18 protein-coding genes are annotated in these 20,578 nt (G+C 45.7%); 1 reads left to right on the top strand and 17 read right to left on the bottom strand.

Going from position 1 to position 20,578, the window contains the following annotated elements:
* Positions 1 to 188: 188 nt before the first annotated feature.
* Positions 189 to 542, top strand: coding sequence for a hypothetical protein (locus HOP45_RS01500; RefSeq protein ID WP_181347107.1), 354 nt, complete (start codon positions 189 to 191; stop codon positions 540 to 542).
* Here HOP45_RS01500 and HOP45_RS01495 read toward each other — a convergent pair.
* From HOP45_RS01495 to HOP45_RS01415, 17 genes are all read right to left on the bottom strand, one after another.
* Complete coding sequence (locus tag HOP45_RS01495; protein WP_181347105.1) at positions 528 to 1,220, bottom strand: LutC/YkgG family protein; 693 nt, start codon at positions 1,218 to 1,220, stop codon at positions 528 to 530. The genes HOP45_RS01500 and HOP45_RS01495 overlap by 15 nt on opposite strands.
* Complete coding sequence (locus HOP45_RS01490; protein WP_181347104.1) at positions 1,217 to 2,647, bottom strand: LutB/LldF family L-lactate oxidation iron-sulfur protein; 1,431 nt, start codon at positions 2,645 to 2,647, stop codon at positions 1,217 to 1,219. Before HOP45_RS01490 ends, HOP45_RS01495 begins: the two co-directional genes overlap by 4 nt.
* A gap of 15 nt (positions 2,648 to 2,662) precedes the next feature.
* Entirely contained in the window at positions 2,663 to 3,385 is a 723-nt protein-coding gene (locus tag HOP45_RS01485; RefSeq protein ID WP_181347102.1) for a (Fe-S)-binding protein, read from the bottom strand.
* Positions 3,386 to 3,458: 73 nt separating this feature from the next.
* Positions 3,459 to 4,934, bottom strand: a complete 1,476-nt coding sequence (locus tag HOP45_RS01480; RefSeq protein ID WP_181347100.1) for a rhamnulokinase — start codon at positions 4,932 to 4,934, stop codon at positions 3,459 to 3,461.
* On the bottom strand, positions 4,931 to 6,142 hold the full coding sequence (gene rhaI, locus HOP45_RS01475; protein WP_255437436.1) for an L-rhamnose isomerase: 1,212 nt from the start codon (positions 6,140 to 6,142) through the stop codon (positions 4,931 to 4,933). Before rhaI ends, HOP45_RS01480 begins: the two co-directional genes overlap by 4 nt.
* A gap of 12 nt (positions 6,143 to 6,154) precedes the next feature.
* Positions 6,155 to 8,224: a bifunctional aldolase/short-chain dehydrogenase gene (locus tag HOP45_RS01470; protein ID WP_181347098.1), complete on the bottom strand. Its 2,070-nt coding sequence runs from the start codon at positions 8,222 to 8,224 to the stop codon at positions 6,155 to 6,157.
* 90 nt (positions 8,225 to 8,314) lie between these two features.
* A complete protein-coding gene (locus HOP45_RS01465; protein ID WP_181347096.1) occupies positions 8,315 to 9,355 on the bottom strand; it encodes an autoinducer 2 ABC transporter substrate-binding protein in 1,041 nt (346 codons plus the stop codon).
* A gap of 42 nt (positions 9,356 to 9,397) precedes the next feature.
* Positions 9,398 to 10,354 carry an ABC transporter permease gene (locus HOP45_RS01460; RefSeq protein WP_181347094.1) on the bottom strand — a complete coding sequence of 319 codons (957 nt, stop codon included), beginning with the start codon at positions 10,352 to 10,354 and terminating at the stop codon, positions 9,398 to 9,400.
* On the bottom strand, positions 10,354 to 11,349 hold the full coding sequence (locus HOP45_RS01455) for an ABC transporter permease (protein ID WP_181347092.1): 996 nt from the start codon (positions 11,347 to 11,349) through the stop codon (positions 10,354 to 10,356). Before HOP45_RS01455 ends, HOP45_RS01460 begins: the two co-directional genes overlap by 1 nt.
* Before the next feature lie 13 nt (positions 11,350 to 11,362).
* Complete coding sequence (locus HOP45_RS01450) at positions 11,363 to 12,883, bottom strand: sugar ABC transporter ATP-binding protein (RefSeq protein WP_181347090.1); 1,521 nt, start codon at positions 12,881 to 12,883, stop codon at positions 11,363 to 11,365.
* A gap of 30 nt (positions 12,884 to 12,913) precedes the next feature.
* The gene (gene rbsK, locus HOP45_RS01445; RefSeq protein WP_181347089.1) at positions 12,914 to 13,849 is read right to left on the bottom strand and encodes a ribokinase; all 936 of its coding nucleotides are present in this window, start codon (positions 13,847 to 13,849) and stop codon (positions 12,914 to 12,916) included.
* A 21-nt stretch (positions 13,850 to 13,870) separates the two neighbouring features.
* Positions 13,871 to 14,554: a ribulose-phosphate 3-epimerase gene (gene rpe / locus HOP45_RS01440; RefSeq protein WP_181347087.1), complete on the bottom strand. Its 684-nt coding sequence runs from the start codon at positions 14,552 to 14,554 to the stop codon at positions 13,871 to 13,873.
* Positions 14,551 to 16,230, bottom strand: a complete 1,680-nt coding sequence (locus HOP45_RS01435; RefSeq protein ID WP_181347086.1) for a ribulokinase — start codon at positions 16,228 to 16,230, stop codon at positions 14,551 to 14,553. Before HOP45_RS01435 ends, rpe begins: the two co-directional genes overlap by 4 nt.
* Before the next feature lie 127 nt (positions 16,231 to 16,357).
* Complete coding sequence (locus tag HOP45_RS01430) at positions 16,358 to 17,140, bottom strand: DeoR/GlpR family DNA-binding transcription regulator (RefSeq protein WP_181347084.1); 783 nt, start codon at positions 17,138 to 17,140, stop codon at positions 16,358 to 16,360.
* A gap of 491 nt (positions 17,141 to 17,631) precedes the next feature.
* Complete coding sequence (locus tag HOP45_RS01425; RefSeq protein WP_181347083.1) at positions 17,632 to 17,901, bottom strand: hypothetical protein; 270 nt, start codon at positions 17,899 to 17,901, stop codon at positions 17,632 to 17,634.
* Between the two features lie 91 nt (positions 17,902 to 17,992).
* Positions 17,993 to 19,210 carry an acyl-CoA dehydrogenase family protein gene (locus HOP45_RS01420; RefSeq protein ID WP_181347344.1) on the bottom strand — a complete coding sequence of 406 codons (1,218 nt, stop codon included), beginning with the start codon at positions 19,208 to 19,210 and terminating at the stop codon, positions 17,993 to 17,995.
* Positions 19,211 to 19,302: 92 nt separating this feature from the next.
* A complete protein-coding gene (locus tag HOP45_RS01415; RefSeq protein WP_181347081.1) occupies positions 19,303 to 20,526 on the bottom strand; it encodes an ABC transporter substrate-binding protein in 1,224 nt (407 codons plus the stop codon).
* Positions 20,527 to 20,578 lie beyond the last annotated feature (52 nt).

Raw genomic sequence — 20,578 nt, 5'->3', positions numbered from 1 at the left:
TTACATTCTGAATTTTTTCATAACTGATTGCAAAAAAGTAAACGCCTCTGGAAAAATTTACGCATACGCCTGTGTATTCAGTAAGAGGGGGATTGATTGGTGTGACGGTAATGGTGTGCGGAGCGATGATATTGGTGGGCAGAGCGACGATAAATCCTGGCGGGACGACGATAATTCGGATCTAAACGATGATAAATGCGCCAGCGACGATAAGGGTGCGCCGAGCGACGATAAATCCTGGTGGACCGACGACATTTCGGCTCGGAACGATGATAAATGATCGAGCGACGATATTCGCGCGCGGTGCGACGATAAATTCAGGCGAAACGACGATAGTTCGGCTCGGAACGATGATAAATGCGCCAGCGACGATATTCGCGCGCGGTGCGACGATAAATTCAGGCGAAACGACGATATTTTGGCTCGAAGCGATGATAAATGCGCCAGCGACGATATCATCGCGCACGCACCCACAAAAAGATCTTCCTAAAATGAAAAAATCCCTCGGCCGAGGGATTTTACCTTATTTAATCGACTATTAGATACGTTACCGCAACCGGACCATGAACACCAACAATCAGATTCATTTCGATATCGGCACTATTGCTTGGCCCAGTGATAAAGCTGACGCATGAGGGTACTTGCTCGCCCTCCTGTAAATGATGCAGATGCTGAGCAGCTTGCGTCATGCGCGGAACGATGGTTGATTTCGGAATGATGGCGATGTAGTGTCTGGGTAGCAAGCTGATGGAGCGGCCGTTTCCCTCGTCATTGAGCAAGACCACGGTGCCGGATTCGGCCAGGGTGATATCACTGAAGGTCACGCCGACATCAGCTTGTTCGGCAAATTGCTTGCTGGCTTCCGGCGCATGAGGGTCCCATGTCATCGCGTCCAGGTCGTCGTGCTCGTGTAAGGAGGCGAGCCCGTATTGCTCGAAGCGTTCATCGCGCTGGGTGAGCACTTGCTTCCCACCATATTCCTGAATCGTTTCAAGTAACACATAACGCAATTTTTCCTGCGAAGTTCGTTTAAACGTTGTATGGATCACGCCGCACTGTTGTTCGAGCACATGGACCAACTCCTCTAAGGAATGGTCAGCAAGAACACGCGATTGCGGGTTGTGCTGCCAAACAGGTCGTTCGACATCGGTAACATGGACGTCGCGTCCTAAATTCGAAGCGAGGTTGGCTAAAAACGATTCGCGATTCTGGATGCTCATATGTTCCTCCTTTCCGCCTTATCCCGATGTTTGTACCAATTACGGAAAGACTGGCTGCTTGGTACCGGAAAGTCACGTTGACGGGTCCATGCTTTTAAAGGACCTGGACCATGTGAGAGCTTTCCGTTATCGCTCCACGGTTTCAGCACTTTTTTCGCCATACTGGTTGTGAAATTATACAGTTTCGGGGATGCAGACCATTTCCCGAATCCTTTCATCAACAACCGTTCGGAAGCGGGCGTTTGTTTTTCTCGTTCGACGATGATTTCACGGTGCCTGATCAAATGTTCATGCAGCGGGATTTTGACTGGACAGGCTTCCGTACATGCTGCGCATAGCGAGGAGGCATACGGTAAGTCTTTGTGATCCTCGTAGCCATCCAATAAGGGTGTAAGAACAGCGCCGATCGGGCCGGGGTAAATGGAATTATAGGAATGGCCCCCGACATGCCGGTAAACGGGACAGGCATTGATGCACGCTGCACAGCGAATACAATGCAAGGCAGATTGAAATTCCGTGCCGAGAATGTTGGATCGGCCGTTGTCGACAATCACGAGATGGAATTCTTCGGGTCCGTCAATTTCATCAGCAAGCTTGCTGCCGATGACAGACGTAACATAGCTGGTCATTTTTTGCCCGACTGCGGCGCGGGTTAGCAGACTGACCATCACATCGAGTTCTTCCCATGTTGGGACGAGACGCTCCATTCCCATCACAGTAATTTGTGTTTTAGGGAGCGACGTGACTAAACGGGCGTTTCCTTCATTCGTCACGAGCGTCACTGCTCCCGATTCAGCGACGGCAAAATTACAGCCTGTGATGCCGATATCCGCAGACAAGAACTCTTTCCGCAGCTGTTCCCGGGCAAATTGCGCCATTTCTTGCGGGTCATCTGTCTCGTCGTAGCCTTTTCTCGTATGGAGGGTTTCTCGTATTTGTTCTTTATTTTTATGAAGGGCGGGAGTGACAATATGGGAGGGCGGGTCTTCGTCAACTTGCAGGATCCACTCCCCTAAGTCCGTTTCCACGACATCACATCCGCTCTGTTCTAATGCCTCATTCAAGCCGATTTCTTCCGTGACCATCGATTTAGATTTGACCACTTTTTTACTGTCCTGTTTCTGCACGACGTCCTGGACATATTGATTGGCATCGTCGGCGTCCGTGGCAAAATAAACGTGGCCGCCCCGCTTGGACACTTGCTCACTAAGTTGATGGAGGTAGTAATCCAAATGTTCGATGGTATGGGTCCGGATTTCTTCACCAAGATTCCGCCACGCTTCCCAATCCCCTAAGTCTTCCTCCGCCTTGGCCTTGCCGGATCGGAACCTGCCTTGAGCTGACGAGACTGCTCCTCGCATGAAATCATTGTCAATGCCTTCTTGAACACGTTTGTGATAAGGAGAGTCGCCTAGTTTGATACTCATGATTTTATCCTCCTTTTACGTCGTGCGTTGATTCAAAACAGAAGCAATATGCAGCACTTCAACCGGCGAATCGCTGCGGCTTAATTGACCGTCGATATTCATCAGACACCCCATGTCGGCGCCAATCAAATAATCGGCTGAAGTTTCATGGACATGGGCGCACTTTTCCTGGACCATTTGTTCAGAAATGGCAGCATTTTTCACAGCAAACGTTCCGCCGAACCCACAACAATCTTCAGCGTCTGGAAGCGGCGCCATCGTCAACCCTTTGACATGCTGTAGTAATGTAAACGGTGCTTCCTTGATACCAAGCAGGCGGGTCATGTGACAGGAAGAATGATAGGTCGCAGTGCCAGGAAATACGGCCGCCACATCCTCAACGCCAAGGACATCGACGATAAATTCACTCAACTCATACGTTTTCTCTGCAAGTTCAGTGGCCTTGCATTTCCATTCCGGATCGTCTTTAAAAATATGGGCATACTCACGCAGCATCGCGACACACGACCCTGAGGGTCCGACCACGTAGTTCGATTGAGCGAACGCGTCCATCATGTGTTTCATGCCTTGCTTCGCATCCGACACGTAACCGCTGTTATAAGCGGGCTGGCCGCAGCATGTCTGCTGTTCAGGAAAATCGACCTCACACCCCAAATCCTCGAGCACTTCGACGGTATCTTTTCCGACGTTTGGATAAAATGTATCGCACACACACGTAATAAATAATGATACGTGCAAAATTGTCACCTCCCTGCCTCAGCAAAAGAACTCCAACTCCCTTATTCATGTGAAAGTTGGAGTCCCCTCCTTCTCATAAATGCAATCGTTCCAGAAACTGGTGATAGGTCGCTTCCCATTCTTCATTCTTGTTTGGTACGTATTCCTGGAGCGTTATACTTTCGCTCAGCATCCGTCTTCCCTCACGGAGGTTTTCAATTTTTCCATTCGTTATTAATTGGACGATGATATTGCCGAATGCACTCGCCTCCTGTGGGCCGGTTACCACTGGTCGGCGAATCGCATTCGCCGTAAATTGACAGAGCAAATGATTCTGAATACCGCCCCCGACCATATGCAGCTTATCATAGTGCTTACCGGTCAAACGCTCCATTTTATTGAGATAATACGCATATTTAAGTGCGAGACTCTCTAACACAACGAACAAAATGTCGCCGTGTGTGTTTGGCACAGTTTGTTCAGTATCTCGGCAGTACTGCTTAATTTTTTCGGGCATATCATCTGGTTGTAAAAAGACAGGGGCATCCGGATCAATCCATACATTACGGATTGAAGCCTGTTCCACCCATTGATTCAATTCGTCATAAGCAATCGAATTCCTGTCTTTTTCCCAAAATGCTTTGCATTGCTGAATAATCCAAAGGCCCATGATATTTTTTATAAACCGATACGTATCCTTGTAGCCTCCCTCGTTCGTAAAGTTAATGGCCATGGATTCATCATTTACAATAGGTACCTTTATTTCCGTTCCAAGCAACGACCATGTGCCTGACGAAATATAGGCAAAGTCCTCTTCCTTTGTCGGAACAGCAACGACTGCGGAGGCCGTGTCATGCTCAGCCACCGTCGTCACACTAAAAGCGGGCACATTCAGCTCTTTAGCTACCTCTGCTTGTAAAGTGCCTACATGAGTTCCAGGCGGGATGACAGGCTGAAATATTTGCCGAGGCACCCCGATGCTGGATAAGATCTCCTCATCCCACGTTTTCGTCGTCACATTTATGAGCTGGGTGGTAGTAGCATTGGTGAACTCTGTCTGCTTCTCACCTGTTAAAAAGTAACGCAATAAATCAGGGATCATCAACACATCACGAAGTTGGTCGAATTCAACGCGTCTCTCCTTAACCAGAGCATGCAATTGTACCGACGTATTAATAGGCATGCATTGAATACCGGTTTTCATATAGATCTCCTGACGAGTTAAGACCTCAAACAGCGTCGAAAATCCTTCTGCAAAAATTGCGTTTCGATAATGATAGGGGTTACGGACAAGCTCGCCCTTCTTATCCAGCAGGCCAAAATCAACCGCCCAACTATCGATGCCGATACTGATAACATCGTATCCATGGGTATGATAGATTGCTTGGATTCCTGCTTTCACATTCTCGTAAAGGGAAAGAATATTCCAATAGAGCTGCCCATTGATCCGCACAGGCAGATTGGGAAACCGCAGAACCTCTTCAGATTTTAGGCGACCATTCTCAATACACCCTGCAAATGCTTTACCTCCGCTGGCCCCTAAGTCATACGCCAATACTGCCTGTTTCACCGTTTCGATCCACCTTTACTTTCAGTCACAGCTTCATGTCTGTGCATATAAGCCTCGAATGGGTCAACGGGGAGTCCTTGTTCTTCCCGCATCGCATGCAAGAGAGGTGTGACATCCAGTTCAAAAGCCCCCCGCACCGCACGCTCCGCCTGAAGGACATTTCCCCGGTTTTGGTGGTAAGCCACTTCTTCCCGATTAATCAGCAGGGATTTTGCAAAGAGGCGTTGCACGTTCAGGATCGATTGAATAATAGCCGGGGTTTTCGCTTCAATATTATGGGCTTGGTCGAGCATATAAATAATGTCTTCTGCTTTTGAACGTTTCCCCAAATCATTTTCGTAAAGGACATCGCTGATTTGATAGAATGTGAGAAAGATTTCATATGGATTGATCGCACCAACCATTAAATCATCATCGGCGTATTTTCGATTATTAAAATGAAAACCGCCTAGCTTTTTTTCATCTAATAGATAACTTACGATATGTTCAATGTTCGTTCCTTGCGGATGGTGGCCTGTGTCCACCAGTACATCCGCTTGATTCCCCAACTTGTTAGCATAATCATAGGCCATGCCCCAATCCGGCAAGTCGGTATGGTAAAAGGCAGGTTCAAAAAACTTATATTCAATTAATAAACGCATATCGGAGTCTAGTTCCCCGTACACTTTTTCCAACGATGATTGCAGCCATTGCTTACGTTTGCGGAAATCACCCTGCCCGGGGTAGTTCGTTCCATCTGCCAGCCATAAACTGATTGCTTTGGAATCTACTTCTCTTGCAATATCAATACATGAGAGCATATGCGTTACTGCATTATTCCGCACCTTTTCATCGTGATGCGTTAAACTGCCAAGCTTATAATCATCGTCTTGAAACAAGTTAGGATTAATCGCCCCGATCGTAACTCCTTGATCCTGAGCATAGTGTTTCAATGCTGTAAAATTATCCACCTGGTCCCATGGGATGTGGAGCGCAACTGCAGGAGCTGCCCCCGTCAGTTGATGAACACGCGAAGCTTCGGCTATTTTTCCGTAGGCATCCGTGGGGACACCTTCCTCATGGAAAACATTGAAACGAGTACCAGAATCACCGTACCCCCAGGACGGGGTTTCAATTTTCAAGTTTTTCAGCTTTTCCTTAACATCTTCCATATTAATGCCACGATTCTTTTGCTGCTGATCAAATAATTGATACGCTTGTTCGTCCAATGATCTCCCCTCCTACCTGGTAAATGCTGCCGGTACACCACCGTCTACTGTAATCATACATCCTGTTGTTTTAGAAGATTTAGAGGAAGCGAAAAATGCAATACTATTCGCAATATCGCTCGGTAGTATATTCACTTTTAACGCGGTTCGGTTTTTATAAAATTCTTCAATCTCGTCGGGTGCTATGCCGTAACCGGCAGCCCGTTCTTCCCGCCATTTGGAATCCCAAATTTTTGACCCCTGAATAACTGCATCTGGTAAGACGGAGTTGACTCGGATACCATCCTCACCACCTTCAGCTGCCAAACATCTGGCCAGATGAACTTCGGAGGCTTTTGCAGTACTATATGCGGCTGCTCCTTTTCCGGCGTACACGGAGTTTTTAGATCCGACGAATACCATATTCCCGCCAATCCCCTGATGCTTCCAAATCTTAAATGCCTCACGCGATACGAGGAAATAGCCTGTAGACAGAACATTCATATTCAGATTCCATTCTTCTAAACTCGTATTCTCAATTTTATTGGATGTTGCAAGCCCTGCGTTGTTAACGACAAAATCCACGCCGCCATACGTGAGAATCGTATTTTTCAAAGCCTCCGAGACCTGACTTTCTTCGGTAACATCCATTTTTACAGGGTGCGTAAGGCCAGATCCATATTGTTCATTAAAGGCATTTGAAGCTTCTTCAGCTCCCTCCCCGTTTACATCAGCAATGACGACATGCATCCCTTCATTCAATAAAGCTTGCACGGTTTCTTTTCCAATACCGCCAGCGCCGCCTGTAACAAAACCAATTTGACGAGAAAGTTCTTTTTCCGGCGGTGCCAAGCTTAATTTATATTGCTCTAGCGGCCAATACTCGACATTAAAGGATTCTTCTTCACTTAATGAGACAAACTCACCTAATGCCGTGCTCCCTTTCATAACTTGGATGGCACGATAATACAAATCACGGCTGACATGCGCCATTTTTAAATTCTTCCCTGAGTTGATCATGCCAATGCCAGGTATCAATAATACACGCGGCGTTGCTTCCATCATTTGATCATGCTCAGTTGCATGACGCTCGAAATAATGTTCATATTCCGAGATATAGTCGGTAATGCCCTGTTTGATTTTAGCTATCAACGTTTCTTCATTTTGTCGGGCAGGGTCCCAGTCAATATATAATGGAACACGTTTGGTATGCACTAAGTGGTCAGGACAGGCTGCTCCGACTTGTGACAGTTCTGCTGCATCATGGCTATTCACAAAATTCATCACCTCATCATCGGCATAGTGGCTGAGCAGCACTTTGTTCTGTTCATTCATTGTGCCGCGAATGGCCGGCAAGATGCTGGTGAGCACCTCTTCACGTTGATAATCATTCAGTGTATCGTACCGTTTCCCGCCGAAATCCTCGCGTCCTTCCCGTTGTTGATGAAGGTAGGCTTCGGCCTGCTGAATCACCTTCAAGGTTTGCTCGTATGATTCTGTAGAAGTATCTCCCCACGTGACCAGTCCGTGTTTTTCCATTAATACAAGCTCAGCTTGCGGATGAGTTTCCACAGCTTCCGCTATCATTTTTGAAAGCTGGAACCCTGGTCGAACATAAGGCACCCAGACGAATGTATCACCGAATATTTCAGAGGCAATTTCTTTTCCATTATAAGCACAACACAAACTGATAATGGCATCTGGGTGTGTATGATCCACGTGCTTGAATGGTAAAAACGCGTGCAGCAACGTTTCAATTGACGAACGAGGGTGCTTACTGTCAATCATACAATGGGAAAGGTACTCAACCATTTCTTCATCTGACATCTCTTCGAGTTCTAACAAAGGATGGATGTCATCCAGGTTTAAACCAGTGAAGTTTTTCCTTCCCATCGTGGCTAAGTCAGACCCGCTCCCCTTCACCCACATCACGTTGACATCGCGTCCGCGGAAATCCTGTTCCACTGTTTTCATGCTCGTATTTCCTCCGCCAAAGTTTGCAATGGCGCGATCGCTACCTAATAAGTTTGAACGATAAACGAGTTCATCCAACCCTGTTTGCACGGTTGCTGCTTGTTCCTGTGCCCATCGATTTACAACCATTTCTATCCTTCTCCTTTGTACTTAAAATTAATTGAATGAAAAAAGGAAGCGTCATCACTCCCTTTTTCCTAGTCTCTGATTCTGACGCGTTTAGAAATCATAATCCCCAGCGTTTTCTTTCGTAAAGTCAGTTGGAGGTCCCATGATAACCGTCTTGTTATCATCCCAAACCTCTACTTCGCCTATATTCGGTACTTCCATACCATCCTCAATCTCATTGCCTTCCGCCAACTGTTTCGCTAAATAAACGGTTAGAAAGCCTAACTTATCCGGCTCCCATAGCGTCGCTACATCGAGGGATCCATCATCAAGGAATGGTTTAGAGTCCGTCGGCAGTGCTGTACCTACTACTGAGATATCATCCTGCATTCCTTGTTCTTGAACGGCTTGGGCCGCACCAAGTGGAGCTGGAGTTGAGAACGCCATAATCCCTTCAAGTTCAGGATAGGATTTAATCAAATTCAACGTTTTTTGGTAAGCGACTTGCTGTTTTTCATCCGTGGCAATTTTGTCTATTACGAATTCTAGACCTGGATATTCTTCTTTAGCTTGCATTTTGGCTCCTTCTATCCAGGCATTCAAGTTAGCTGCTGAAAGCCCACCGGTCAGTAAGCCGATTTTGCCTTCTTCCTTGCCCATATTCTCAACTAATAAATCGGTTACGTGACGACCATACTGCTCATCGTCAATTTGGTGGACGGACAGCTCGACTACTTCCTTATCTGCGGGCGTGTCCCAGTCCATCACATGGATACCTTCTTCTTTTGCTTTTTTCAATACAGGCGTCAATGACGCTGGGTCGTTCGGTGCTACAGCGATCACGTCAACATCCTGACTGATCAAGTCTTCAATGACTTTTACCTGCTGAGCCGCATCAGCCTCCGTTGGCCCCTTATAAATAACCTCTACGCCCAGTTCTTCTCCTGCATCGATTGCCCCTTGTTCGGAAGCATTAAAGTAAGGAATTCCCACAAGCTTAGGCACAACAGCGATGGTCAGTTTCTCATCTTCACCCGACTCATTATTTTCCCCTTCTGAATCACTTGAGGACACATTCTGATCAGACACACAACCGGCCAACACCAGGATGGCAACTAACGAAGCAACAAATAAATAAAATGGTTTCTTCATGCTTTTCCTCCCCTTAATTTTGAATAACGTTCTCAAAACGAACTAAGCTTGACCTGCAACCTGCTTTTTGTTGCGAAATGTGTGAGTAGCGAAGTTGAGTGTCAACACAAAGATGAGAATCGCTCCCATAATCACAGTGACAAGTGAACTATCAACCCCTAACAAGTTCAAGCCGTTAGACAGTACCTGGAAAATGATCACAGCGTAAATGGTGCCAATTACTTTACCATACCCCCCTTGAATTTCTGTCCCGCCCAGGACTGCCGCTGCAACACTTTGCAGCAGATAGGACGATCCTAAGTCCACTTTGGCCGAATTGTAGCGCGAGGTCATGATGATTGCCGCTACAGCAGCCAACAAAGCACCATATAAGTAAACTTTCATTAACACGCGGCTGTTATTGACACCACTGAACAAAGTAGCCACAGGGTTGCTGCCTAGCATGTAAACCTGCCTGCCCCACTCTGTTTTGTTCAATAAAACAGCGGTTAGGATGGCAAACGCTGCAAAGATAATGATGGACAGCGGTACCACACCTCCGATATAACCATTGCCGATCAGATTATAAGCGGCAGGAAATCCGGAGATCGAAGTTCCTTTCGTAATACTCAAGATGACACCCTCAAATAAAACCATGGTACCCAGTGTCACCAAAATCGGTGAGACCCCGATTTTTGAGACGATAAAGCCATTCAACGAGCCACAAGCCAAGGCAACGAGCACACCTACTAAAATAGCAAAAGGCAGAAAAACTCCACTGGATATCATGATAGCCATAATTACTCCAGAAAGCGCGGCGACATAAGTGATACTTAAGTCGATCCCGCCAGTGATGATGATCACCATCATCCCGAGAGTGAGTAGTCCGAACTCAGGCAATTGGAACATCATGTTATAAATATTGCCTAAGTCAAGAAATCCGGGAGCAATCATGCTCATCAGGATAATAACGCCCAATGTGACTAATCCAAGAATAGACTCCTTTGAAAGCGATTTCATTATGAAGCCTCCTGTTCATCTTCTACTTCAATCGTAGAACGTTTACGCTCAGCACGTTTGTTTTGGATGGCGTCATAGGAGACGGCAATTAAAATAATCAAGCCGACCACAACCCGCTGCCAAAACGTATCAATTCGAGCCAAAATCAAGCCATTCTCTGTTATCGCCAGTAGCAGCACCCCGAGCAGCGTCCCTTTAATCGATCCTCTTCCTCCCATCAAGTTCGCTCCGCCGAGTACGACAGCTGCAATGACGGTCAATTCTAAGCCGGCTAGTCCATTAGGATCTATCGCTTTTGTGTAAGCAATCTGCACGATCGCGGCAATCCCGGCTAAAAACCCCATAAATGCAAAGACAAACAGTTGCACACGATCCTGATTAATGCCCACCCTGACAGCAGATTGTTGATTACCTCCAATGGCAAACACGGAACGGCCGATCGTTGTGTATTTCAAAATGTAGCCGGTACACAGCGCAACAGCAAACAAAATGTAGACAAGAATCGATATTCCGAAAATATCCAGGTTACTGAAGTCCATGAACACCTGGGGAAAATTCGTACTGTTCGTGTACTGGCCGCTAGTGAGGTAGATGATCCCACCATTAAAAATGCTCAGCGTTCCTAGCGTCACAACAATCGCAGGTATTTTGATTTTAGCTACAAAGAAACCGTTGATTGATCCGAGTAACATCCCAAATAAAGGAGCAGCAATAAAAATAATAACGACTGACAAGAAATTGTCCGGTAAATTCATCATGAGAAAGCCAACGAATACTGTGACGGCTGTCGTAACAGCTGCCACCGAAACGTCAATGCCGCCCGTTATAATGACCAGCGTCATCCCAATGGCCAAGATTCCCAAGACAGCATTACCTTTAATTACATCGAGTAAGTTATCGATTGACAAAAAGACTGGATTAATGATTGTCAATATGATACAAAGCAGAATAATAATCGAGGCAATGCCGATTTCCTTTGCTTTTAATACATTCACTTTATCCCTCCCCCTAGCTGATTTCTTTATCGCTTGAGCCTAAGAAGGCGAAATTCATGATTTTTTCCTGCGAGGCATCATGACCGCTCATTTCACTCACGACCCTTCCCTGACGCATGACCAGTATCCGGTCACTCACAGCCAACACTTCTGGGAGTTCAGAAGAAATCACAATGACGGCAATGCCTTTATCAGCCAATTCTTGCAATAATTTATGAATTTCTGTTTTGGCCCCAATATCAATTCCGTTAGTGGGCTCATCAATAATAAGTATGTCTGGCTCAGTAGCGAGCCACTTACTGATGACTACCTTCTGTTGATTCCCACCTGAGAGTTGCATCGCTTTCAAATCAGGAAGCGCAGGACGCACATCAAGTCTTTCCACATAGTCATCTGCCATCTTTCTTTCATCCTTCTTCTTCAACAATCGAAGTGGATTTTTCATGTTACGCAGTACCGGAAGTGAAATATTGTTGGTCACCGGCTGATTGAGCACAAGCCCTTGTTTCTTTCTGTCTTCAGGAATATAGGCGATACCATGTTTCATCGCTTCATTTGAAGAACGTACTTTGGCTTTTTTTCCGTGTAGATGGAGGGTTCCGCTATCTGGTTTATTCAATCCGAATATCGCCTGGGCAAGCTCGGATCGGCCTGAACCCACCAAGCCGGTGATTCCTAAAATTTCCCCCTTTTTTAACTGTAAGCTGATATTTTTGAAATTCCCTTTTTTAGTAAACTGCTTCAATTCTAAAACCACCTCATCAGCAATCTGATTAAATCGTGATTTACGTTCGTAGGAAACGTCCCGCCCCACCATTAAGGTGATGAGTTTTTCTTCTGTCGTTTCATCCATGTGATAACTTCCGATGTATTTACCATCCCGCAGCACTGAGATACGGTCAGATACTTTGAATAACTCTTTCAGTTTATGACTAATAAAGATGATGGAAATACCTTTTGCTTTCAGCTTATCGATGACGTTATACAGCTTTTCAACCTCGCTATGCGATAAAGAAGAGGTCGGCTCGTCCATAACGATCAGCTTAGCATCAAAAGCAATGGCACGGGCGATCTCGACCATTTGCTGTTGGGCAATACTGAGATCATCTACATTTTTATTCACGTCAATCGGTACATCCATTTCATCAAGCGCTTCCTCCGCCATCCGTTTCATTTTCTTCCAGTTCATAAAGCTCCAGGCAGGTAATCTGCCATCTTTTCCGATGCAAATGTTTTCAGCTACTGACAAATTGGGAAACAAACTAAGATCCTGATAAATAACCGAGACACCCATGGTCGTGGCATCAATTGGTTTGTCAATTTTAGCTGGTTCCCCTTCAAAGAATATCTCTGCCCCCTCATCCGGAGCATGAACACCAGCCAGCACCTTAATCAATGTTGATTTCCCGGCGCCATTCTCCCCGACCAATGCATGAACTTCACCTTGTTCAATGCCGAGGTAAACATCATCCAATGCTTTCACTCCGGGGAACGTCTTGCTGACATGCATCATTTCCAAAATATAGTCTGCCATTTTACTCACCTTCTTTCTAAAATGTAAGCGCTATACTTTTTCTTCTAACAAAAACCCATGTTCATTGCAGAAGTCTTTCAGTTCTGAAAGCGTCGGAGCCGATTGTGCCCCCAATTTAGTCACAACCAGCGCCCCTGCGATGGAGGAAAATTGAGCAGCTGAGAACAAATCTTTACCGTCGGCAAGCGCACAGGCGAGTGCTCCTGCGAAGGCATCACCAGCCCCGACCGTATCGACTGGATCCACATCAACCGTTGAGATATGCTTATATTTTCCTTTCGAATAGGCAAGGGATCCTTGGTCGGCCATTTTGATAATCGATTCTTCCACTCCAATGGCTTCCAGCGCCTGCGCCGCCTGTAAAGCGGAATGTACATCGTTCACTTCTTCGCCAATCATTTGTTTAATTTCTTGATAATTCGGAATGATAAGATCGGCATGTTTCAAGGCGCGCATGGTAATGCCTTCAGCTGGGGCAGGGTCGAGAATGACATACATCCCCTGCTTTTTCGCTTCCACCATCGCTTCAATAACGGTATCTTCCGGGACTTCCATTTGGACCAGTAAAATATGTCCGGGGTCTTTTCGGGCAAAAGCTTGTCTAATATCAGCAGGATGTAGGGCGTTATTCGCCCCCTTCAATACGAGCATAGTATTTTCTGCTGCCCCATCGATCGTGATTAGAGCTGTGCCGGTTGCGGCATCATCAGTCTGTTTAACAAAATGCGTCTCCACATAATTAGTGTGCAGGTTATGAATCAGGTTTGTACCGAATTCGTCCCTTCCAACAGCACCAATCATTTGGACCTCTTTTTCAAGACGGGCACAGGCAATCGCCTGATTAGCTCCTTTGCCTCCCGATAGATACTTAATATCATTGCCAAAAATGGTTTCGCCTCGTTTCGGGTACTCGTTCGTTAAGGCAACGATGTCTATGTTAATACTTCCTACTATTGTGATATCCATATGTGCACCAACTCCATATTTTTAGGCTTTGTTTATAACATTTTGATTGTGAAGGAAGGAACGAAATGTCATCACCGCCTCCGCGTAGGAGACATTTTGCTTAAACAAGCTCGATGTCCCGCACACGAGCATGTCGGCGCCTTCTGCAACAGCTTGCGGAGCCGTTTCGAACCCAATATTGCCATCCACTTGAATAGCGATATCAAGGTTGGAAGCTTGAATCAGCTTGTTAAGGTCAGAAATTTTGCGATACATCGAAGGGATGAACGATTGACCGGCAAACCCCGGATTCACTGTCATCACCGTAATGTAATCCAGATCTTCAATTATATAATCGAGGGCCTGTAAGGGCGTCGATGGATTCAGCGCAATCCCTGCCTTCAACCCTTGCTGCTTAATGGATTGTAAGACACGTTGGACATGGCCGCTTATTTCGGCATGGATGGTGATCATATCAGCCCCGGCATCTGCAAAAAACGGAATAAATGAATCAGGCTGCGCAACCATTAAGTGAATATCAAACGGTTTATCCGTGTGGGGGCGCAAATCTTTCACCATATCGATCCCCATTGAAAAATTAGGTACAAAGTTGCCGTCCATAATGTCAAAATGAAAATAGTCGATACCTGCTTGATCGAACTCTTCAACTGTACTGCGCAACAACCCCATATCGGCACACATTAACGATGGACCCAGTTTTGTCATGTTATCCTCTCCCCTGTATGTGTTTGTTGAAGAGAGCGTAATCTACCCATCATATCTGCCCCTTTACCAAAGCTTTCATAAAGATCGTCATAGAAAGCATACAACTCCTCATAAATACGATGGTTCGCCTCACGAGGCTCAAACACTTTATAATCAACTGTTCCAAGTGAATCGAGTCCAGACGTAAAACCTTCCCAGCCGCCATTTTCAGGCCCTGCAGCTACAGCTCCTAATATGGCAGCCCCGCGAGCTGATGTATGAGGCGTTTTAATCACATTCATCGGCCGCCCAATTACATCAGCATAAATTTGCATGAGGACTTCATTCTTTTCAGCCAATCCACCTGAATTGTAAAACGTGGTAATGCTTATTCCGGATTCAGCCAGGACCTCTACGATTTTTCGCGTCCCAAAAGCAAGCGCTTCCATTAACGCCCGGAAAATTTCTTCCGGTTTCGTATCGACCGTTAAACCGACAATCGTCCCTGAGAGTTCCGGTTTCTTTAACGTAGAACGGTTACCATTCCACCAATCAAGCGCTACCAAGCCGGACTCTCCGGGTGACAGCTGACCCGCTTCTCGTGTCAGCAGCTGATAAATCGAGATTCCTTCACTTTCCGCTTCTGCCATCAAACTTTCTGGCACCATATTATCGATGAACCATTCAAACACATCACCGCCGGACGCTTGGCCGGTTTCGTAAGCGAATCGGCCTGGTAGAATACCGTCTTTAACAACACCGCCAATACCCGGAGCCGGTTTTTTTACATCGGATAAAATCATTTGACAAAGTGATGTGCCCATCACGGATAACATAGCCTGTTCATCCTTGATGCCGGATCCGATGACCGAAGCGTGCGCATCAATAATTGCTGTCGAGACCACTACATATTCACTCAAACCTAGACGTTCAGCCAACGCTTTATGTAACGTGCCGGCCCGATCCCCCGGAGCTTGAATCGTCCCGGCCATTTTGTCACGGAAGAAATGTTTGAGGTCAGGGTGAACCTGCTCTAGAAAAGCTGGATCAGGAAATCCTTCCTCATAATCCCAAAGCCCCTTATAACCTGCCATGCAAGTTGACCTAATTAGATTGCCGGTTAACTGAAAGACAACCCAATCTCCGGCTTCAATAAAAGCGTCTGCTGCCTCATACACTTCAGGTGCTTCCTTCAAAATTTGTAACACTTTAGGAAGCATCCACTCTTCAGAAATCTCACCGCCATAATTGCTCAAAAAAGACTGATTGGTTTGGTGAGCAACCTGGTTAATCTCCTCTTTTTCCTGGTAAGCTGCATGATGTTTCCATAACTTCACCCAGCTATGCTTGTTTTCGGCCCACTCCGTTCGCAAACATAACGGCATACCTGAGGAATCGATAGGCAGAATAGTCGATGCCGTGAAATCAATTCCCATTCCAACTACTTCACTCCGATCCACCTCTGCCTCTTCAAGACATTCGGTTACGGCCTCCACCAGACAGTCCACGTAATCCTGAGGGTGTTGAAGCGCCCACCCTTTTTCTAACGGGACTGCGCTATTCGGAAGCTTCGACGTGATAACCCCATGGGGATACGCCACATCTGAAATCGCTTTCAAATTTCCATTTAAACTATTCAGTAATATTGCTCGAACCGATTTAGTGCCAAAATCAATTCCAAGTGTGTATGTGTCCATTTCGAAAACTCCCAATTTTCTGATAGTTAAAATTATAAAAGCGACTCCACATAAAGTCAACATTAAAACCAAAAAAAAAGTGGGATTTATAAAAAACCCACTCAACAAATTTATTATTTACGGTGTTTTATTTGGCTATGACAACATTCGTGCCTTTCGCCTTGATCGATTGTATGTCTTTAACGCCTATGCCGCTATCCGTAATAAGGTAGTCCAGCTCTTCAAACCCTAGCAACTTTACCAATGATTTAGACTGAAACTTACTATGATCCGCTAATAAAAAAAGCTGATCTGAAATATCGATAAACTTCTCTTTAACCTTTGCTTGCTCCTCACTCAACTCACTTACTCCTCGTTTCAAATCAAACCCTGTACAAGAAAAGAAGAATTTATCCACGTGATAGTCCGCTATGACTTTCTCTGCGGAAGAACCCACCAGGGACATCGACTCATTGCGAACATATCCCCCTGCAAGTAACACTGTAATTCCCGGTTTCGTTGATAAATCCAACGTAATCGGAATTGAATTCGTTACAACAGTTACTTGCTTACCTTGAATCAACTTGGTCATTTGGTGAACCGTCGTACTGGCATCAAACCCTACAATATCACCATCTTCAATAAAAGCAGCCGCTTCTTCGGCTATTTTGACTTTCTCTTCAATGTTCGTCTGACTTCTTTTTTGTAAAGGGATTTCTGTACTCGAATCGAGTTGAGTGGAGATTGCGCCCCCATGTATCTTTTTCAACAAACTCAACGATTCCAATTTTTCAAGATCCCTTCTGATCGTTTCAAGCGAGACACGATAAACGGCACTTAATTGAGACACTTTCACAGAGCCTTCTTCGTTAATCTTATCCACGATTTCAGTCTGCCGTTCATTTAAAAATTTCATATAGCCGTTATCCATCAAAATCTATTCACCTACTTTATATAAAATATGCTGTGTTGTTAATGTTTCATAATGTGAGAAGATCAGATTAGCGAGACTTTAACAGGAAACCTCTTGTCCAAGGCAAGCGGGTTTCTCCCTCCATAACAAGGTAATGCTCCTAAAACCTTACATGTGTGAAATTTTATATAAACATCAACTTTGGCCTTTCAAAAAATGTTGCATAAATAAATAATACAATATAAAACAAGCAAAAACAAAAATAAAAACAACTTAAATAATTTGTTTCATTTGTTTTTAAATGTTGTTATTGTAAATAATTCCCTTTAATACCTTCTCTATGTAACCCTCTATACCATATCATAAATCGCAGTAACTTGCGTAATATACGACTTTTAAATTCATTTCAAAGCAATTTTCAGTAACCTCTAGCTCGAAACACAAACTTCCGAACAAATTCAACGAAATTGTCCGGAAGTTTTGTGTTTTATTCAGTTTTATCCAAAGCCTTATTCATCAGACACATAACCTTTACTTTCCTTCACAACCTGATGGGCGTTAGCATAATCATCTTCTTCAACTTCAAACGTCAACACCTGCGGACGATGTTCTTCATCTTCCTCTGGCACAAGCAAATCTTTAAGCATGTCCACCAATTCATTGTTCTCGTCAGGAATCTTTTCCACGGAGGCCCCATGCACACCTTCCAGAGACTGAAGCTTGATACGAGCACCTTCCGCGTGATCTTCATTGTTAAAGTAGGCTTGGATCCTTTTCATGTTACAAACACCTCTCAACTAAAGTTTGTTAGTATCATCATTCCCGATTTCACGATAATCTAACAAACGGCTGTTCTGTTCATAACGGCGTTTAATCGTTTCTCATGCTGGCTGCCGTTTCTTCAAAGGGCCAACTCGGCAATGGTTGGGACACGTGTTTATCGGAGCGGTAACCGAGAAGGTATTCGGCTTGCATGATGGTATGGATTTCCCGGGTACCTTCATAAATGACAGGTGCTTTTGAGTTTCGTAAAAAACGCTCGACGGGATAATCGCTGGAATAGCCGTATGCGCCGTGGATTTGGACGGCGTCATTCGCGGCTTCGTTGGCGAAGTCGCAGGCTTGCCATTTGGCGAGCGAGGTTTCGCGGGTGTTGCGTTTGCCCTGATTTTTTAATGTGCCTGAGCGAAAGACGAGGAGGCGTGACATCTGATAGCCGGCTTCCATTTTGGCCAGCATTTGCTGGACCAATTGATGTTTTCCTATTTCATGGCCGAATGTTTTTCGTTCATGGCAGTATTTGATGCTCTCTTCCATACACGCGAGGATTTGACCGCACGCGCCTGCAGCGACGGTGAATCGTCCATTATCAAGGGCTGCCATGGCGATTTTGAAACCTTCCCCTACTTGCCCAAGCAGGTTAGCGGCCGGGACTTTGACGTCATCGAAAAAGAGTTCGCCGGTATTTCCGGCACGGATGCCGTGTTTGTTTTTGATGGCCTGAGAACTGAAGCCGGGCATGGTCCGCTCCACGATGAACGCAGAGATGCCTTGGTGATTTTGGTTTTTATCTGTATAAGCAAACACGAGGAAGTGATCGGCATGGTCACAAAGTGATATCCACGTTTTTTGACCGTTCAAGATATAGTGGTTCCCCTCTTTAACGGCGGTGGACTCGATGGAAGCGACGTCCGAGCCTGCGTTCGGTTCCGTTAAGGCGAATGCCCCGATTTTCTCCCCTTTCGCCTGAGGAATCAGATAGTTTTCTTTTTGAGCTTCGGTTCCCCATTGTAGCAAGGTTAAGCTGTTCAAGCCGGTGTGCACGGAAACGGACGTCCTAAACGCGGTGTCCCCGCGCTCTAATTCTTCGCAGACGATGGCCAGCGTATTGTAATCCATGCCGCTCCCACCGTATTGTTCCGGAATGCATACCCCCATCAAGTCCAGCTCAGCCAGGCGCTTCATCATACTAGGTTCGAAATGGCCTTGTTCATCCCACTCCTGGATATAAGGGTTGATTTCCTTATCGACAAAATCCCGGACGACTTTCTGCACCATTTCCTGTTCGTCCGTTAAATCAAAGCTCATCATCATACGACCTCCTCTTGATATCGTTCAACAAGAAAAGCCAGCTCCATTTCATAATTTAGCTGGCTTTTGTCTTATTTCCTGGGTAATCGTTACTGATCCACCTCGATCGATTTGATTTCGCCATTTTCAACAGCGGCAACACTTAAACCGGTCACAAACCCGCCATCTTCTTCAATTTTCGACACTGTATAGACTTGTTTGTCTTCCGGCAGTGCCTCAATACCGGCCTGCATATGCTCTCGGATCGCCTCTGCATCGTCTACGGTGCCCGCAGCAATCATGGCTTCCTTAAAAATATGGGTGGCAATATAGTTGAACCCGGCTTCAGATCCAGGGTCTTCATCGAACTTCTGTCGGTACTTTTCCACAAATTGATCGGTGCCCGGGTATTCGGCATCCACTAAAGGCAGCACGCCGACGGCTCCTTCGAAGGTTTCATACGTTCCGGTCACACTCTTCATTTCATCAAGCTTCGCCTGGTCCATGATGATGAATCCACCTTCAAATCCCAACTTTCTAGCTTGTTCTGCTAATTTGGCAGTCGGCTCAGACGGACCTCCGATAAACATGACGTCAGGATCGTTCTCGAGTGCATTCGTAACCATGGTAAAGAAATCGGTATCCTTGGAAAAGTCGACTGACGAATTATACACGACCTCGCCACCTGCCTCTTCCCAATGCGGCATCAACATGTCGGTCCAATCCTTGCCGTACTGGGACGCTGTAGGTATCGCGGCAATTTTCTTCCCGAAATTCTCCATGGCATAAGTGGTGAATGGGTCCATGTAGCCGTCATAACGCGGAGGGATTCTCACGGTCAATTCATTGCCTTCAGCTGTAACACCCGGCTCACTCGTATAAGCCCCAATGATGAATTTTTCCTTTTCATTAAACACTTGCATGGCTTTAACGCCGCCGCTGTGAGGCGTGAAAATAATCGGCGTGTCATTTTCTTGCAGCAAGCGTTTCGCATTGGCGGCTGTTTCATTCGGCAAATATTTATCATCCAGCGAATTGAGCTCGATTTTATACGTTTGGCCGTCAACTTCGAAACCGCCGTTGGTGTTGATTTCTTCCACGGCCATTTTGACCCCGTTCAACGTCCGTTCACCATAATAGGCGGCTGCCCCGCTTAATGGACCACTATAGCCAATGTTGACGACTTTCTCGCCCTCTTCTGTATCAGCTTCTTGTGTTTCAGCTTCTGCTTCACCTTCACCTGCATCAGGGTTGGACGTATTTTCAATACACCCGGCCAATACGAACACAAACGAGACCATCATCACGAACAGTACTAAACGTAACTTACTCATCTCATTTCCTCCTCTTTAATGGTTTTTTCAGGTGACCCTATGAGTTGTGTGA

It is taken from the genome of Thalassobacillus sp. CUG 92003 (assembly GCF_013618635.1).
In the GTDB taxonomy this organism is placed as follows: Bacteria; Bacillota; Bacilli; order Bacillales; family Halobacillaceae; genus CUG-92003.
The sequence above is the reverse complement of the archived record's forward strand: the minus strand, read 5'-3'. Positions and strand labels throughout refer to the sequence as shown.

Bases quoted from the DNA above. Each gene is read 5' to 3' on its own strand.
- HOP45_RS01500 (WP_181347107.1), top strand. From the start codon at position 189: ATGATAAATGCGCCAGCGACGATAAGGGTGCGCCGAGCGACGATAAAT.
- HOP45_RS01495 (WP_181347105.1), bottom strand. From the start codon at position 1,220: ATGAGCATCCAGAATCGCGAATCGTTTTTAGCCAACCTCGCTTCGAAT.
- HOP45_RS01490 (WP_181347104.1), bottom strand. From the start codon at position 2,647: ATGAGTATCAAACTAGGCGACTCTCCTTATCACAAACGTGTTCAAGAA.
- HOP45_RS01470 (WP_181347098.1), bottom strand. From the start codon at position 8,224: ATGGTTGTAAATCGATGGGCACAGGAACAAGCAGCAACCGTGCAAACA.
- HOP45_RS01465 (WP_181347096.1), bottom strand. From the start codon at position 9,355: ATGAAGAAACCATTTTATTTATTTGTTGCTTCGTTAGTTGCCATCCTG.
- HOP45_RS01460 (WP_181347094.1), bottom strand. From the start codon at position 10,354: ATGAAATCGCTTTCAAAGGAGTCTATTCTTGGATTAGTCACATTGGGC.
- HOP45_RS01450 (WP_181347090.1), bottom strand. From the start codon at position 12,883: ATGGCAGACTATATTTTGGAAATGATGCATGTCAGCAAGACGTTCCCC.
- rbsK (WP_181347089.1), bottom strand. From the start codon at position 13,849: ATGGATATCACAATAGTAGGAAGTATTAACATAGACATCGTTGCCTTA.
- rpe (WP_181347087.1), bottom strand. From the start codon at position 14,554: ATGACAAAACTGGGTCCATCGTTAATGTGTGCCGATATGGGGTTGTTG.
- HOP45_RS01435 (WP_181347086.1), bottom strand. From the start codon at position 16,230: ATGGACACATACACACTTGGAATTGATTTTGGCACTAAATCGGTTCGA.
- HOP45_RS01430 (WP_181347084.1), bottom strand. From the start codon at position 17,140: ATGGATAACGGCTATATGAAATTTTTAAATGAACGGCAGACTGAAATC.
- HOP45_RS01425 (WP_181347083.1), bottom strand. From the start codon at position 17,901: ATGAAAAGGATCCAAGCCTACTTTAACAATGAAGATCACGCGGAAGGT.
- HOP45_RS01420 (WP_181347344.1), bottom strand. From the start codon at position 19,210: ATGAGCTTTGATTTAACGGACGAACAGGAAATGGTGCAGAAAGTCGTC.
- HOP45_RS01415 (WP_181347081.1), bottom strand. From the start codon at position 20,526: ATGAGTAAGTTACGTTTAGTACTGTTCGTGATGATGGTCTCGTTTGTG.